Below are 14,293 nucleotides of genomic sequence, written 5' to 3'. Positions count from 1 at the left end.
GATCCGGACCGGACGGTCCGTGTCGTCGGGGTATCAACATATCTGGCGTTGATTTTTGGCACGCTGTTGAGTTCTCAAGGAACGGACGCTTCCTTCGTACCGGCCCTCGCGGGCTTTCCTCCGGGCGCTTCCCTTCGGTTGTGCGTTTCCGACTCTATCAGACCGTTTCCGGTGCGATGTCCTCGGCGGCTTTCGCCGTTTCCCGCCGTCCGGGGTTTTCCGCTTGCGCGTTTCCCTTTCCGGCGGACCCGACTCTATCAGACTCTTTCGGGCCCGATTTCCAGTCGATTGGTTTTGTCGGCAGGCTGTGGGCTTTCGCCCGTCGGCCTTTCGACGTTCACTACATTAGCCGATTCCCTCGCTCGATTCACAATCGGGCTTCATCGGTTCGGAATTCAGACATGAGGACATGACGAACCCGACCCTTTTGAGGGTGATCTTAAGTAGTGGGTTGACCGCTTCCGGCTGCAGGCGAACGCCGTACCCGGTTCAGCGGCTCGGACTACGTTACGCATCTTCCGGGGTGGAGTCAACACCGTCGGCGCAGCGGCTCAGGCTCCGGCGGACGGCTTGGCTCTCGGGCTCAGCCGGTACGCCGAGACCGTCGGGTCTCCCGCGAGGTAGAAGCGGTGCTGCCAGTCGTGGGCCTTGCTCACGCCCACCCGGGGGCCGGCCTTGATGAGTGCGGCGGGTACCGCCTCGCCCTCGGACAACAGGACCGAGGTACCTGTCAGGAGGTCCGCTCCGTTGTGCTCCGCCGTGATGCCGAGCGCCCGGCAGAAGTTCCCCGGACCCCGTGCGAGGCGTGGGGTCTCGACCTTCTCTCCCCGCCGCTCGCGCGCCAGGTCCTCCCCTTCGACGACCTTGCCCGCCCGGATGAGGACGGCCGAAGCGGTGCCGTCCGTCCCGGTGACGATGTTGGCGCACCAGTGGAGACCGTGGGACCGGTAGACGTACAGGTGTCCCGCGGGTCCGAACATGACGGCGTTGCGGGGTGTTCTGCCCCGGTAGGCGTGGGAGGCGGGGTCGGCCGCGCCGGAGTACGCCTCGGTCTCCGTGATGGTGATGCTCACGGTTCCCTCGGGCGTCTCGTGGGTGAGGACGGCCCCGAGCAGCCTGGGGGCGACCTCTTCAGCGGGGTGAGCGAGGTTCATGCTGACCGCCTTGACGTGCCGTGGGTGCAGTAGACGTGCGCATGCCCGGGCGGACCGGACGTCACACCGTTGCGGGCGGTGCGGATCCGGCGGGTGTGAGAGCCAGGGTCGTCGGGGGCGTCGGGGGACCCGGCCGCCGTCGGCCGGAGGGTGATCGGACCGTCCGGCGTGGCACGCACGGGAAGCCGGCCGAGCGGGCCGGGGGCGACCCCGAGGACGGGGCGGTCGAAGAACTCCCTGAGCAGGAGCGTACGGTCGGGGGTCGCGATCATGGCGTCCGAGAGTACTCCAGGCGGGTTCGGCCGTGGGGTGGTCGCGGGGCGTCGCGCTCGCCAGGGTGACGGACACGGAACCGGCCGGGTCCGGATCGCGTTGTTAGGGATCGAAGGTCCACATGTGGCAACGACGCGATAGAGAACGACAAGGGGAGAGACATGGCGTTCAAGAAGCTGCTCGCGAGCCTGGGAGCAGGCGGGGCTTCGGTCGAGACGGTGCTGCACGAGGTCAACGTCGTTCCGGGTGGGGTCGTCCAGGGTGAGGTGCGCATCCAGGGCGGGTCCGTGAACCAGCAGATCGAGGGTCTGTCGGTCGGTCTGCAGGCCAAGGTCGAGGTCGAGAGCGGCGACGAGGAGTACAAGCAGAACATCGAGTTCGCCACGTCACGGCTCGGTGGTGCCTTCGAGCTCGAGGCCGGTGCCGTTCACGCGGTTCCGTTCGGGCTGGAGATCCCCTGGGAGACGCCGCTCACGATGATCGACGGGCAGCCCCTGCGCGGGATGAACATCGGTGTGACCACGGAGCTGGCGATCGCGCGGGCCGTGGACTCCAGTGACCTGGACCCGATCAACGTGCACCCGCTGCCGGTGCAGAAGGCGATCCTGGACGCGTTCATCCAGCTGGGCTTCCGGTTCAAGAGTGCGGACATGGAGCGCGGCCACGTCCGGGGGACGCGTCAGCGGCTGCCGTTCTACCAGGAGATCGAGTTCTTCCCGCCGCAGCAGTACCACGGGCTGCAGCAGGTCGAGCTGACCTTCGTGGCCGACGACCAGGCGATGGACGTCGTGCTGGAGATGGACAAGAAGCCCGGTCTGTTCAGTGAGGGCAGCGACACCTTCCGGTCCTTCAAGGTGGGGCTGAACGACTACCAGGGCACCGATTGGGCCGCCTACCTCAACCAGTGGCTGTCCGAGGTCGGCAGCAAGCGGAACTGGTTCTAGGCTCGGTTCCACCGAACGTAGGCGATCAGCAGGAGGTACCGAGGTGACCGAGCTCGAGCGGCGTCCGCTCCCCCATGACTTCCACCCGCCCGTACCGTCGTTCACGGTGACGAGCAGGGAGGTCGAGGAGGGCGCGACGCTCCGGGAGGCCCAGGTGCACGCGGGCGGCAACACCTCGCCGCAGTTGCGCTGGACGGGCTTCCCGCCGGAGACCAGGAGCTTCGCCGTGACCTGCTACGACCCGGACGCCCCGACGGGCAGCGGGTTCTGGCACTGGGTGGTGTTCGACATCCCGGCCTCGGTGACCGAGCTGCCGACCGGTGCGGGCAGCGGCGGGTTCGAAGGGCTGCCCGAGGGCGCGATCCAGGCGCGCAACGACTACGGCACCAAGGACTTCGGCGGTGCGGCGCCGCCGCCCGGCGACGGACCGCACCGGTACGTGTTCACGGTGTACGCGGTGGACCAGGAGAAGCTCGGTCCGGACGCGGACGCCTCCCCGGCGGTCGTGGGCTTCAACTTGCGGTTCCACACGCTCGCGCGGGCTCAGCTGATCGGTGAGTACGAGGTGCCCGCCGGCTCCTGAGCCGATCCCGGCGTTCACGGAACGTTTGCCCGCCCCTGGTCCTGGAATTGATCAGGGGCGGGCATTTTTGTTGCCGGGGACGGGGACAACCCCCGTGAGGCGGCAGATATTGCGTTGTCCATCCCGGCGTGCCCGGCCAGAGTTGATCCCAGTCCGCCGAGGGGTGGGCCGGCGGGCGCGGAAGGTGGGCCGACATGCGGGACACGCTGGTACTGAACGCGAGCTTCGAGCCGTTGTCGACGGTGACGCTGAACCGAGCCGTCGTCCTGGTGCTCCAGGACAAGGCGGTCGTCGAGCAGGCCCACCCCGAGCTGCGGATGCGGGGGGCCGCGGTCGACATACCGGCGCCGCGGGTGATCAGGCTCTGCCAGTACGTCAGGGTGCCGTTCCGAAGACGGGCGCCGTGGTCGAGGCGGGGTGTCCTGGTGCGCGACCGGAACCGGTGCGCGTACTGCGGGCGGCGGGCCACCACCGTGGACCACGTGGTGCCGCGGTCGCACGGTGGTCAGGACACCTGGCTGAACACGGTGGCCTCGTGCGCGGAGGACAACCACCGCAAGGCGAACCGGACCCCGGAGCAGGCGGGGATGCCCCTGCTGCGGCAGCCGTTCGAGCCGACTCCGGCGGACGCGATGCTGCTGGCGCTGGGGCGGGAGGACCTGGACGCGCTGCCGGAGTGGCTGGCGCAGCCCGCGGCCTAGCACCCGTCTCCCGTACGAGTGCGGCGGGGCCCGCCTCCCCGGGGAGGCGGGCCCCGCCACGCTGCCGGCCGCGTGCCGGTGTTCGCGTGCTGTCCCGGGCGCCGGGTCAGTCGATGGAGGGCTTCTCCCGGCGCTCCGTGGCGGCGCCCGAGGTGCCGTTGCCGCCGCCGAGGTTGCCGAAGTTGCCCATGGCGCCCGAGAGGCCCTTGAGGGCGTCGCCGATCTCGCTGGGGACGATCCAGAGCTTGTTGGCGTCGCCCTCGGCGATCTTCGGGAGCATCTGGAGGTACTGGTAGGAGAGCAGCTTCTGGTCGGGGTCGCCCGCGTGGATCGCCTCGAAGACCGTCCGGACGGCCTGGGCCTCGCCCTCGGCCCTGAGGGCCGCCGCCTTGGCCTCACCCTCGGCCCGCAGGATCTGGGACTGCTTCTCGCCCTCGGCGCGCAGGATCTCGGACTGCCGGACGCCTTCGGCCTGGAGGATCGCGGCGCGCTTGTCGCGGTCGGCGCGCATCTGCTTCTCCATCGAGTCCTGGATGGAGGTGGGCGGCTCGATCGCCTTGAGTTCGACGCGGTTGACGCGGATGCCCCACTTGCCGGTGGCCTCGTCGAGGACACCGCGCAGGGCCGCGTTGATCTCCTCGCGGGAGGTCAGGGTGCGCTCGAGGTCCATGCCGCCGATGATGTTGCGCAGGGTGGTGACGGTGAGCTGCTCGATCGCCTGGATGTAGCTGGCGACCTCGTAGGTGGCGGCCCGCGCGTCGGTCACCTGGTAGTAGATGACGGTGTCGATGTTGACGACCAGGTTGTCCTGGGTGATCACCGGCTGCGGCGGGAACGGGACGACCTGTTCGCGCAGGTCGATGCGGTTGCGGATGGTGTCGATGAACGGGACGACGATGTTGAGGCCCGCGTTGAGTGTGCGGGTGTAGCGGCCGAAGCGCTCGACGATGGCCGCGCTCGCCTGCGGGATGACTTGGATCGTCTTGATCAGGGCGATGAAGACCAACACCACCAGGATGATCAGAACGATGATGACCGGTTCCATCGTCGGTTCCCCGTACCCTTCTTCGCCTCGGCGCCTTCGGAAGATCTTATGCGTGTTGAAGATCTTGCTGGTCGAGTCTGCCAGACCGGAGTGCAACTCGCTGGCCGTTCGGTCCAGTTGCCGCCCCGCGGGAGCAGGTCGTACGAGGTCGGCCGCGCAGGTCGTGCGGTCGGTCGTGCGGTCACATGACGATCGCCGTGGCCCCCTCGATCTCCACGACGTCCACTTCCTGACCGACTTCGAAGGCGTGGCCGGGGTCGAGGGCGCGTGCCGACCAGACCTCGCCGGCGAGTTTGATCCGGCCGCCGGATCCGTCCACCCGCTCCAGTACGACCGCCTGTCTGCCCTTCAGGGCGTCGATGCCGGTGGCGTGTTGGGGGCGTTGTGTGCGTTGCCGCTTCGCGACGGGCCGTACGACGGCGATGAGGGCGGTCGAGACGACCGCGAAGACCACGACCTGGAGCACGGCGCCGCCGCCGAAGATTCCGGAGACCGACGCGGCGGCGACGGCCCCCACCGCGAGCATGCCGAGTTCGGGCATCGCGGTGATCACCAGCGCGATGCCGAGTACCGCCGCGCCGATCAGCCACCAGAGCCATGCGTCGATGTCCACGGGGTCATGGTAGGACCGCGCACCCTGTCACCGACAGAGCGCCCGGGATGCGAACGGGCCTTCTCGGCCCGGTTCTTGAGGGGGCGCGTCCCGGTGCGTCCCGGAGCCGCCGGGACCGCTGCCCGGACCCTCCCCCGCGCGGGGCCGGTTCGGCCGCCGGGTTCAGGCCATCGGGAGGCCCTGTGCGGTCCAGCGGTCGCCGACCTGCTCCACGACCAGCGGGAGGCCGAAGCACAGGGAGAGGTTGCGGGAGGTGAGATCGAGTTCCAGCGGGCCGGCCGCGAGGATCTTGCCCTGACGGATCATCAGGACATGGGTGAAGCCGGGGGCGATCTCCTCGACGTGGTGCGTGACCATGACCATGGAAGGGGCGATCGGGTCGCGGGCGAGGCGGCCGAGGCGGCGCACGAGGTCCTCGCGGCCTCCGAGGTCCAGGCCGGCGGCGGGCTCGTCGAGGAGCAGCAGCTCGGGGTCGGTCATCAGCGCGCGGGCGATGAGGGTGCGCTTGCGCTCGCCCTCGGAGAGGGTGCCGAACCTGCGGTCCACGAACTCGGACATGCCCAGGCGGTCGAGGAAGGCGCGGGCGCGCTGTTCGTCGATCTCCTCGTACTCCTCCTGCCAGCCGGCGGTCATGCCGTAGGCGGCGGTCAGCACGGTCTGCAGGACCGTCTGCTTCTTGGGGAGCTTGTCGGCCATGCCGTTGCCGGCGATGCCGATGCGCGGGCGCAGTTCGAAGACGTCGGTGCCCGGGGTGCCGAGGGTCTCGCCGAGGATGGTGGCGGTGCCGGTGCTGGGGAACAGGTAGCTGGAGGCGATGTGGAGGAGTGTGGTCTTGCCCGCGCCGTTGGGACCGAGGATGACCCAGCGCTCGCCCTCCTTGACCGACCAGGACACCTGGTCCACCAGAGCCCGGCCCTCGCGGACCACGGATACGTCCTGAAGCTCCAGAACATCGCTCATGAGCGCGTTGTCTCCCCTTGCAGTGTGGCCGGGTCCCGGCTGTGTCGTACGCCTGTGATCGGTCCGCCGCCCCCGTGGGCGCAGCCCTCCATGAAATCTACGCCACCGGTCGGCCCGGGCATCCCCTCGGTCCGGTCCTTAGGGTGGGGGCATGCTCTCGGAACCGCGTTCAGGACGTCTCACCTCATGGGGAAATGCCCTTTTCTCCGGCCTTGTCTCACCTGATGACGCCGTGCTCGCCGTCGTCGGCGACGACGCGGTGCACCGGGTGGAGGGGATGCCGGGTGAGTCCGCGCCGGTGGGCCTCACGCTGGCGCTGGGCCGGCTGCGGGCGCTCGGGGTGACCGGGCTGCGGATCGCGCTGCCCGCGCCGGGGCATCCGCTGGGGCTGAGCGGGCCGCCCGAGTTCAACGCGCGGGCGCTGGAGACCGGGGAGGCGGTGGTCGGTCACGGGGCCGCCCTGGGGCTGGTGCCCCGGGTGCGGGAGGCCGGGCCGGAGGGCGATGTGCACGTGGAGGTCGTCTGGGACTGTCTGCCGGTGCGGGAGGCGCCGCCCGCCGACGTGCCCTCCCTCGGTGAGGCGGAGCGGGAGCTGGCGGAGGCGCTGCGGGAGGCGACCGAGGTGCTGTCGCGGCTGGACGTGGCCGGGTCGGGGCCGGTGGCCGAGGCCGCGATCGACGCCTACCGGGCGCGGGCGGAGTCGGGGCGCCAGGTGCTGGCGCCGGGGTATCCGCCGCGGGCGGCGCGGGTGCTGGCGCTGGCGCAGCGGGTGGGGGCGCTGGTCTCGCTGGCCGGTACGAACGGGCACGGGGGCGCGGTGAGCGCGTCGGAGATGGCGGCCCGGGGGGAGGCGCTGCGTCCGGTGGAGCGGACGGCCCGGCGGGCGCAGGTCGCCGCGTACAACTCGGTGGTGGAGGAGCGGGAGCGGGGCGTCCGGTGAGGGCCGGTCGCCGGGGACGGGGTCCCGGGCGGCCCGGCGGCGCCGGCCGGCCTCCCGTGTGGGGCCGGGAGGCCGGGGCGTCACCGGTCGGGTGACGGGCGTCAGCCGTTGACCGCCACGTTGCCGAAGGCGGGGTTGAGCAGGCCGATCACGTTGACGCTGTTGCCGGACACGTTGACCGGGACGTCGACCGGGACCTGGACGACGTTGCCCGAGAGGACGCCGGGGGAGCCCGCGGCCGTGCCGCCGGCGTGCGCGCCGTCGGTGGCGGAGGCCATGCCCGTACCGGCGGCCAGCAGTCCGCCGGCCACCATCGTCACGGCCGCTGCCTTCTTCAGGTTCTTCACTTTCCGAGCCCTCCTCGCGGTCCCCGCGGCAGGCGCCGCGGTACGTACGGGACAACGGCGGGGGCCGAAGAAGGATGCGCCGTCCGGGTGACATTCCCACGACGGTATGAATCTCAGACCGGAGGGGAACCATCCGCCCGGCGCCGGACGTCGCGGTCCCGGGTCTCCGGCGGCCGGACGTCACGGGTGCGTCCGCAGGAGAGCCGGTCGAGCACACGGGATCCGGCCGCACCCGCGAGGACTCCTCGGGCGCTCGGGCGCCCGAGGGCCCGGGCACTCAGGTGCTCAGCCCGTGGCGTACGGCCCACAGGGCGGCCTGGGTGCGGTCCGACAGGTCGAGTTTCATCAGGATGTTCGAGACGTGGGTCTTCACGGTCTTCTCGGAGAGCACGAGGGCGCGGGCGATCTCCCGGTTGGAGCGTCCGTCCGCTATGAGGCCGAGCACCTCGCGTTCCCGGTCCGTGAGCGAACCGGCGCGGCCCTGACCGGGCTGGTTCTCCTCCTGGGCCAGCAGGGCGTGGGCGACCTCGGCCTGGAGGAGGACGTGCCCGGCGTGCACGGAGCGGATGGCCCCGGCGAGCGCGTCGGGGTCGATGTCCTTGTACACGTATCCGGCGGCGCCCGCGCGCAGGGCCGGGACCACGGTGCGCTGCTCGGTGAAGCTGGTGACGATCAGCACGCGCGCGTGCCGGCCGGGTTCGCGGAGCCGGCGCAGTGCCTCCACGCCGTCCATGCCCGGCATCCTGACGTCCATCAGGATCACGTCGGGCCGCAGCTCGCCGGCGAGGGCGACTCCTTCGGCGCCGTCCGCGGCCTCGCCGACGACCTCGATGTCGTCCTGCACCTCCAGGAAGGTGCGCAGGCCCCGGCGGACCACCTGGTGGTCGTCGACCAGCAGCACCCTGATCGCGTCAGCCACCGGGGACCTCCATCTCGATCGTGGCGCCCTTGCCGGGCGCCGATTCCACGGTCAGGCCGCCGCCGACCCCGTTCGACCGGTCGCGCATGGAGACCAGCCCCAGGTGGCGTCCCGCGCGGCGGACGGTCTCCGGGTCGAAGCCCTTGCCGTCGTCGGCGACCCGCAGGACGGCGCCGTTGCCCCTGCGTTCCAGGGTGACGTCGACGTGGTCGGCCTCCGCGTGCCGCAGCGCGTTGTGCAGCGCCTCCTGCGCCACGCGCAGCACCGCCTCCTCCTGGGTGGCGGGCAGGGCGCGCACGCCGCGGGCGGTGAAGGTCACGCGCGCGCTGTGCGCCCGGTCGAGGACCTGGACCTGGGTGCGGAGGGTGGCGACGAGGCCGTCCTCGTCGAGGGCCGCGGGGCGCAGTTCGACGACCGCGGCGCGCAGTTCCTCGGCGGCCTCGGCCGCGAGCGCGGCGACCTGCTGGAGCTCCCCCTTGGCCCGGGACGGGTCGCGGTCCACGAGGCGGGCGGCCGCCTGGGCGGTGAGGCGCAAGGAGAACAGTTTCTGGCTGACGGCGTCGTGGAGCTCGTGGGCGAGGCGGGAGCGTTCCTCCGCGATCGTCAGTTCGCGGCTGCGCTCGTAGAGCCGGGCGTTGGTGAGGGCGATCGCGGCGTGCTGGGCCAGGATGCCGAGGACGTCCTCGTCGTCCTGGGTGAACCCGCAGATCCCGTCCGGCTCGGGACCGGCGCCCGGGGCCCGCGGCGGGTGGCCTCCCGCGGGCCTCAGCTTGTTGGCGAGGAAGAGCGCGCCGATGACCTCGTCGCCGTCGCGGATGGGCAGGCCCAGGAAGTCGACCAGTTCGGGGTGGGCGCTGGGCCAGCCCCCGAAACGGGGGTCCTTGCGCACGTCGGCGAGGCGCTGGGGCCCGTCCTCGCACAGCATCGCGGCGAGAACGCCGTGCTGGCGCGGAAGGGGGCCGATGGCCCTCCACTGTCCGTCGCTGACACCGTCGACGACGAACTGGGCGAAGCCCCCGTGGTCGTCGGGAACGCCGAGCGCGGCGTACTGCGCGTCGAGCAGCTCGCGCGCCGAGGCGACGATCGTCTTCAGGACGTCGCGCACCTCGAGGTGCCTGCTCATGGCCAGCAGCGCGGTGCTCACCGCGGCGAGGCCGGACGGGGGACCGTGGCTCATGTCCTCACGGTACCGGCGGGTCCCGGCGCGGCGGATCCGTCCGGTGACGGCGGTGGACCGGGACCCCGGTCGTAGGACCCCGGCCCTGCCCCGAGTACCCCGACGGCCCTCGCGGCGAGAGCCGCCGACCCTTACGGAGCGGCTTGCTCCAGCAACTCTCGGTGAGTCGCGCGGGGGTTCCATGTGAGGCCAGGCATAGGACGCACGTCACGTACGAAGGCGGATAGGAGGAAAAAGGGGGCATCTCGGCGGGGCAGATGTCCAATTTGCCCCTCATGCCCCTACCCTCGTCCACTATCCGCCTTCGTACGTCACACCTTTGCCCCGCTATTTTGCGGCCGCTAAGAATGGCTCCCGTCGCTCAGTGCCGTGGATTCCCCCCGCGGCGTTCGTGCCGGAAGAACCCCTGTCCCCCACCGGACGTCGAGCGACCTCCGCGCTAGTCGAAGAGGTCTCCCACTCATGTCGAAGAACTTCCTCAGCCGTGGTCATGTCCGTGCGTTGAACCGTCATCACAAGATCGCCGTCGCCGGTGTCGCCGCCCTCGGTGCCGCCGCCATCGGCTTCTCGGCCACGCCGAGCGGCGCCTCGACCACCACCACGAGCGAGGCGGCCCCGGTCGCGCGGATCTCGTACGGCACCGAGCCGATCGAGGACGTCAGGGGCACCATCACCGACCAGCTCGCCGCCTCCGGTGTGAAGACCGAGCTGATCGCGGCGAAGAAGCAGGCGGCCGCCGACGCCGCGGCCGAGAAGAAGGCCGCCGCGGCCGCCGCGAAGAAGAAGGCCCAGCGGGAGCGCGAGAAAGAGGAAGCGGCCAGCCGCTCCGGCGACCGCCACTGGGGCGGCGAGCGCGGCGGGGCGGGCGAGCGCGGCGGGGCAGGCGAGCGCGCCGACGAGCCCGTCCAAAAGAGCTACGCCGACAACCTCGACGGCTGGATCCGCGAGTCCCTGGACATCATGAACGAGCGGGGTATCCCGGGCTCGTACGAGGGCATCCACCGCAACATCATCCGGGAGTCCTCGGGCGACCCGAAGGCCATCAACCTGTGGGACATCAACGCGAAGAACGGCATCCCGTCCAAGGGTCTGCTGCAGGTGATCCCGCCGACGTTCGCGGCGTACCACGTCCCGGGCACGTCGAAGAACATCTACGACCCGGTCGCGAACATCACCGCCGCCTGCAACTACGCGGCCGACCGGTACGGCTCCATGGACAACGTCTACAGCGCGTACTGAGGCCGGCGCGGACCCCTCCCCGCACACCCGCACGCCGGAGGGCGGCACCCCGTGCTGACGGGTGCCGCCCTCCGGCGCGCTCACGGCGGGGCCGTCGCGGGCCACCGCCCGCGCGCCCCCGCGCCGGTCACTTGCGCATGACCTCGGGCTCGTGCCGGCGCAGGAAGCGGGCCACGAAGAAGCCGCAGACCACGCCGAGGGCGATGAGCGCGCCCATGTCCATGAGCCAGGCCCCGGCGGTGTGCTCCCACAGGGGGTCGGGGTCGCCCGGCGTCTCCGGCGGGCTGATCAGGTTGAAGTCCAGCGTGGCACCGGAGGCGGCGACCGCCCAGCGCGACGGCATCAGGAACGAGAACTGGTTGACGCCGACCGTGCCGTGCAGCGCGAACAGGCAGCCGGTGAACACGACCTGGATGATCGCGAACATCACCAGCAGCGGCATGGTCTTCTCGGCGGTCTTCACCAGCGCGGAGATGATCAGGCCGAACATCATCGAGGTGAAGCCCAGCCCCATGATCGGGATGGACAGTTCGAGCAGGGTGAAGCCGCCGAGGACCAGTCCCTCCTCGGGGAGCTCCCGGCTGGAGAACCCGATGACGCCGACCATCAGGCCCTGCAGCACGGTGATCAGGCCGAGCACGAACACCTTGGACATCAGGTACGCCGAGCGGGACAGTCCCGTCGCGCGTTCCCGCTCGTAGATGACCCGTTCCTTGATCAGCTCGCGTACGGAGTTCGCGGCGCCGGCGAAGCAGGCGCCGACCGCGAGGATCAGCAGGACCGTGGTGGCGGTGCCGTTGGGGCGGATGACGCCGGCCTGGTTGGGCGCGTTCGGCAGCAGGCCGCTGTCGGGGTTGATGAGCAGGCTGACCGCGCCCAGGACGGCGGGCAGGATCACCATCAGGGCGAGGAAGCCCTTGTCGGAGACGATCACCGAGACGTAGCGGCGCACCAGTGTGACGAACTGCGACATCCAGCCCTGCGGCTTCGGCGGCCGCAGGGCCTGCATCTGGGGGGCCGGTACGGACTGCGGGGCGACCGCGTCGATGTCCGCCGCGTACATCTGGTAGTGCTGCGAGCCCTTCCAGCGGCCCGCCCAGTCGTAGTCGCGGTAGTTCTCGAACGCGGAGAAGACGTCGGCCCAGGTGTCGTAGCCGAAGAAGTTCAGCGCCTCGTCGGGCGGGCCGAAGTAGGCGACCGAACCGCCGGGCGCCATCACCAGGAGCTTGTCGCAGATCGCCAGCTCGGCCACGGAGTGGGTGACGACGAGGACGGTGCGTCCGTCGTCGGCGAGTCCGCGCAGCAGCTGCATGACGTCGCGGTCCATGCCCGGGTCGAGGCCCGAGGTCGGCTCGTCCAGGAAGATCAGCGACGGCTTGGTGAGCAGTTCCAGCGCCACCGAGACCCGCTTGCGCTGGCCGCCCGAGAGGGACGTGACCTTCTTGTCCTTGTGGACGTCGAGCTTCAGCTCGCGCAGCACCTCGTCGATGCGGGCATTGCGCTCGGCGGCCGTGGTGTCGGCCGGGAAGCGGAGCTTGGCCGCGTACGTGAGGGCCTTCTTGACGGTCAGCTCCTTGTGCAGGATGTCGTCCTGCGGGACCAGACCGATGCGCTGGCGCAGCTCGGCGAACTGCTTGTAGAGGTTGCGGTTGTCGTAGAGGACCTCGCCCCGGTCGGCCGGCCGGTAGCCGGTGAGCGCCTTGAGCAGGGTCGACTTGCCGGAGCCGGACGGGCCGATGACCGCGATCAGCGACTTCTCCGGGACGCCGAAGGAGACGTCCTTGAGGATCTGCTTGCCGCCGTCGACCGTGACGGTCAGGTGCCGGGCGGAGAAGGACACCTCACCGGTGTCGACGAACTCCTCGAGCCGGTCGCCGACGATCCGGAACGTCGAGTGGCCGACGCCGACGATGTCGGCCGGGCCGAGCAGCTGCGTGGCGCCCTTGGCGATCGGCATGCCGTTGACGTAGGTGCCGTTGTGCGAGCCCAGGTCGCGGATCTCCATGCGGCCGTCGGGCGTCGAGTGGAACTCGGCGTGGTTGCGGGAGACCTGCAGGTCGGAGACGACCAGGTCGTTCTCCAGGGCACGGCCGATGCGCATCACGCGGCCGAGCGAGAACTGGTGGAACGTGGTCGGACTGCGGTCGCCGTACATCGGCACCGCCCCCACGGCGCCGCCGGGCCCCTGCTGCTGCGGTACGTACGGCGCGGGCCGCTGCTGCTGCGAGGGCTGCTGCTGCCGGCCGCCCTGTGCCTGGGCCTGGGCCTGCTGCTGTCCCTGCTGGACCCAGCCCGGGGCCGCCCCCTGCGCCTCCTGCGCGGCGTACGGCTGCTGCGGCCGGGCCTGCGGCGAGGCGGCCGGGGCCGCGGCGCCGGAGAGGGTCACCCGCGGTCCGTCGTTCGCGTTGCCCAGGTGCAGCGCCGTGCCGGAGCCGATCTCCAGGTGGTGGATCCGCCGGCCCTGCGTGAACGTGCCGTTGGTGCTGCCGTGGTCCTCGACGACCCAACTGCGGCCGTTGAAGCTGAGGGTGGCGTGACGCCAGGAGACCCTGGCGTCGTCCAGCACGACGTCCCCCTGTGGGTCGCGCCCCAGGGTGTACGACCTGGACGGATCGAGCGTCCAGGTCCGTCCGTTTGTTTCCAGTACGAGTTCCGGCACTCCATGCCCCACTGAGTTGTCCCCCGAATTTCCCCCGTCGCAGGGAGTCTAGGGATGTCGAACATCGGGGGGAACTATTTCAGGCTCGCCCCCGTGACCGGAAGTCGGGCCTTGCGGAGCGGGCGCCCGGTGCTCGGGCAGCCGCCGTCGACGGTGCGGAAACCGGGCCGGAGGGGGTGAACCACGCGAGGGGGACACGAGCGGCCGTCCCGTCGCGGAAGCGGATCGGAGGGCTGCCGCGGGTGGTGCCGTGAGCGCGGGCGCCGGTGCCACGCGGCACGGTGCGCGGGTGCCGTGGACGGACGCCGTGAGGCCCGCGGTCACCGCGGTGAGCTGGGCGTTCCTCGGGACGGCGGGGAAGGCGGCGCTCGGGCCGCGTCCGCCGGGCGCGGTCCCGGCGGGTTCGCCGGGACCGGTGACGGCCTCGGTGGTGGCGCCGGCGGCCGGTGGTTCGGTCGCCCCGTGCGGCGACGTGCCGGCGTTCGGGCCGTCGGGCACGGAGGCGGGGACGACCGTCGAGATCACGCCACCGGGGGTGAGTGGGGTCGGTGCGCCCCCGTCGCCGTATGTCCTCCTACGGTCCCCGCGGGCCGCGGACTCCGTGTCGTCACCGGGCACACTCGTCGTCCGCGCGGGTACGGCCGCGGCACTTTTCGTGGGGATGCCGGACGGGCCGGTGCGGGCGGGCCGCGCCGTCGTGACGATCGGCGGGGGCACGCCGGGCCGGACGGTCCGCCGG

At 71.1% G+C, this 14,293-nt stretch carries 14 protein-coding genes and 1 pseudogene; 6 read left to right on the top strand and 9 right to left on the bottom strand.

The window, feature by feature from the left end:
- Nucleotides 1–551 precede the first annotated feature (551 nt).
- Both AOK18_RS09120 and AOK18_RS09115 read right to left on the bottom strand, forming a co-directional pair.
- Nucleotides 552–1,154: a DNA-3-methyladenine glycosylase gene (locus AOK18_RS09120; RefSeq protein WP_055693969.1), complete on the bottom strand. Its 603-nt coding sequence runs from the start codon at nucleotides 1,152–1,154 to the stop codon at nucleotides 552–554.
- A 17-nt stretch (nucleotides 1,155–1,171) separates the two neighbouring features.
- Nucleotides 1,172–1,426: pseudogene (locus AOK18_RS09115) on the bottom strand (DNA-3-methyladenine glycosylase); the annotation flags it as partial.
- 162 nt (nucleotides 1,427–1,588) lie between these two features.
- Between AOK18_RS09115 and AOK18_RS09110 the strand changes: the two are divergent.
- From AOK18_RS09110 to AOK18_RS09100, 3 genes are all read left to right on the top strand, one after another.
- Nucleotides 1,589–2,371, top strand: a complete 783-nt coding sequence (locus tag AOK18_RS09110) for a sporulation protein (RefSeq protein ID WP_055573807.1) — start codon at nucleotides 1,589–1,591, stop codon at nucleotides 2,369–2,371.
- A gap of 43 nt (nucleotides 2,372–2,414) precedes the next feature.
- Nucleotides 2,415–2,954: a YbhB/YbcL family Raf kinase inhibitor-like protein gene (locus AOK18_RS09105; RefSeq protein ID WP_055573808.1), complete on the top strand. Its 540-nt coding sequence runs from the start codon at nucleotides 2,415–2,417 to the stop codon at nucleotides 2,952–2,954.
- 194 nt (nucleotides 2,955–3,148) lie between these two features.
- Entirely contained in the window at nucleotides 3,149–3,655 is a 507-nt protein-coding gene (locus AOK18_RS09100; RefSeq protein ID WP_055573809.1) for an HNH endonuclease, read from the top strand.
- Between the two features lie 106 nt (nucleotides 3,656–3,761).
- Here AOK18_RS09100 and AOK18_RS09095 read toward each other — a convergent pair whose 3' ends face one another.
- From AOK18_RS09095 to AOK18_RS09085, 3 genes are all read right to left on the bottom strand, one after another.
- Complete coding sequence (locus AOK18_RS09095; protein WP_055573810.1) at nucleotides 3,762–4,700, bottom strand: SPFH domain-containing protein; 939 nt, start codon at nucleotides 4,698–4,700, stop codon at nucleotides 3,762–3,764.
- Nucleotides 4,701–4,881: 181 nt separating this feature from the next.
- Nucleotides 4,882–5,313 carry an NfeD family protein gene (locus tag AOK18_RS09090; RefSeq protein ID WP_055573811.1) on the bottom strand — a complete coding sequence of 144 codons (432 nt, stop codon included), beginning with the start codon at nucleotides 5,311–5,313 and terminating at the stop codon, nucleotides 4,882–4,884.
- A gap of 162 nt (nucleotides 5,314–5,475) precedes the next feature.
- The gene (locus AOK18_RS09085) at nucleotides 5,476–6,273 is read right to left on the bottom strand and encodes an ABC transporter ATP-binding protein (protein WP_055693967.1); all 798 of its coding nucleotides are present in this window, start codon (nucleotides 6,271–6,273) and stop codon (nucleotides 5,476–5,478) included.
- Between the two features lie 151 nt (nucleotides 6,274–6,424).
- On the opposite strand from AOK18_RS09085, the gene AOK18_RS09080 reads away from it, so the two are divergent.
- On the top strand, nucleotides 6,425–7,213 hold the full coding sequence (locus tag AOK18_RS09080) for a hypothetical protein (protein ID WP_055693966.1): 789 nt from the start codon (nucleotides 6,425–6,427) through the stop codon (nucleotides 7,211–7,213).
- 101 nt (nucleotides 7,214–7,314) lie between these two features.
- Here AOK18_RS09080 and AOK18_RS09075 read toward each other — a convergent pair whose 3' ends face one another.
- From AOK18_RS09075 to AOK18_RS09065, 3 genes are all read right to left on the bottom strand, one after another.
- A complete protein-coding gene (locus AOK18_RS09075; protein ID WP_055573814.1) occupies nucleotides 7,315–7,560 on the bottom strand; it encodes a chaplin family protein in 246 nt (81 codons plus the stop codon).
- Between the two features lie 277 nt (nucleotides 7,561–7,837).
- Entirely contained in the window at nucleotides 7,838–8,479 is a 642-nt protein-coding gene (locus AOK18_RS09070; protein WP_055573815.1) for a response regulator, read from the bottom strand.
- Nucleotides 8,472–9,656 carry a GAF domain-containing sensor histidine kinase gene (locus AOK18_RS09065; RefSeq protein ID WP_055573816.1) on the bottom strand — a complete coding sequence of 395 codons (1,185 nt, stop codon included), beginning with the start codon at nucleotides 9,654–9,656 and terminating at the stop codon, nucleotides 8,472–8,474. Before AOK18_RS09065 ends, AOK18_RS09070 begins: the two co-directional genes overlap by 8 nt.
- Nucleotides 9,657–10,118: 462 nt before the next feature.
- On the opposite strand from AOK18_RS09065, the gene AOK18_RS09060 reads away from it, so the two are divergent.
- Nucleotides 10,119–10,895 carry a transglycosylase SLT domain-containing protein gene (locus tag AOK18_RS09060; RefSeq protein WP_055693965.1) on the top strand — a complete coding sequence of 259 codons (777 nt, stop codon included), beginning with the start codon at nucleotides 10,119–10,121 and terminating at the stop codon, nucleotides 10,893–10,895.
- A gap of 127 nt (nucleotides 10,896–11,022) precedes the next feature.
- On the opposite strand, the gene AOK18_RS09055 is transcribed toward AOK18_RS09060, so the two are convergent.
- Nucleotides 11,023–13,554: an ABC transporter ATP-binding protein/permease gene (locus AOK18_RS09055; protein WP_206281513.1), complete on the bottom strand. Its 2,532-nt coding sequence runs from the start codon at nucleotides 13,552–13,554 to the stop codon at nucleotides 11,023–11,025.
- A gap of 250 nt (nucleotides 13,555–13,804) precedes the next feature.
- On the opposite strand from AOK18_RS09055, the gene AOK18_RS35320 reads away from it, so the two are divergent.
- Nucleotides 13,805–14,293, top strand: a 489-nt coding sequence (locus AOK18_RS35320) for a streptophobe family protein (protein ID WP_420865586.1), incomplete at its 3' end; no start/stop codon positions are given.

Source organism: Streptomyces prasinopilosus, from assembly GCF_001419695.1.
GTDB lineage: Bacteria > Actinomycetota > Actinomycetes > Streptomycetales > Streptomycetaceae > Streptomyces > Streptomyces prasinopilosus.
The sequence above is the reverse complement of the archived record's forward strand: the minus strand, read 5'-3'. Positions and strand labels throughout refer to the sequence as shown.

What these genes read in the sequence shown, in the direction of transcription:
- AOK18_RS09120 (WP_055693969.1), bottom strand. Translation starts at nt 1,154, where the DNA reads ATGAACCTCGCTCACCCCGCTGAAGAGGTCGCCCCCAGGCTGCTCGGG.
- AOK18_RS09110 (WP_055573807.1), top strand. Translation starts at nt 1,589, where the DNA reads ATGGCGTTCAAGAAGCTGCTCGCGAGCCTGGGAGCAGGCGGGGCTTCG.
- AOK18_RS09100 (WP_055573809.1), top strand. Translation starts at nt 3,149, where the DNA reads ATGCGGGACACGCTGGTACTGAACGCGAGCTTCGAGCCGTTGTCGACG.
- AOK18_RS09095 (WP_055573810.1), bottom strand. Translation starts at nt 4,700, where the DNA reads ATGGAACCGGTCATCATCGTTCTGATCATCCTGGTGGTGTTGGTCTTC.
- AOK18_RS09085 (WP_055693967.1), bottom strand. Translation starts at nt 6,273, where the DNA reads ATGAGCGATGTTCTGGAGCTTCAGGACGTATCCGTGGTCCGCGAGGGC.
- AOK18_RS09080 (WP_055693966.1), top strand. Translation starts at nt 6,425, where the DNA reads ATGCTCTCGGAACCGCGTTCAGGACGTCTCACCTCATGGGGAAATGCC.
- AOK18_RS09065 (WP_055573816.1), bottom strand. Translation starts at nt 9,656, where the DNA reads ATGAGCCACGGTCCCCCGTCCGGCCTCGCCGCGGTGAGCACCGCGCTG.
- AOK18_RS09060 (WP_055693965.1), top strand. Translation starts at nt 10,119, where the DNA reads ATGTCGAAGAACTTCCTCAGCCGTGGTCATGTCCGTGCGTTGAACCGT.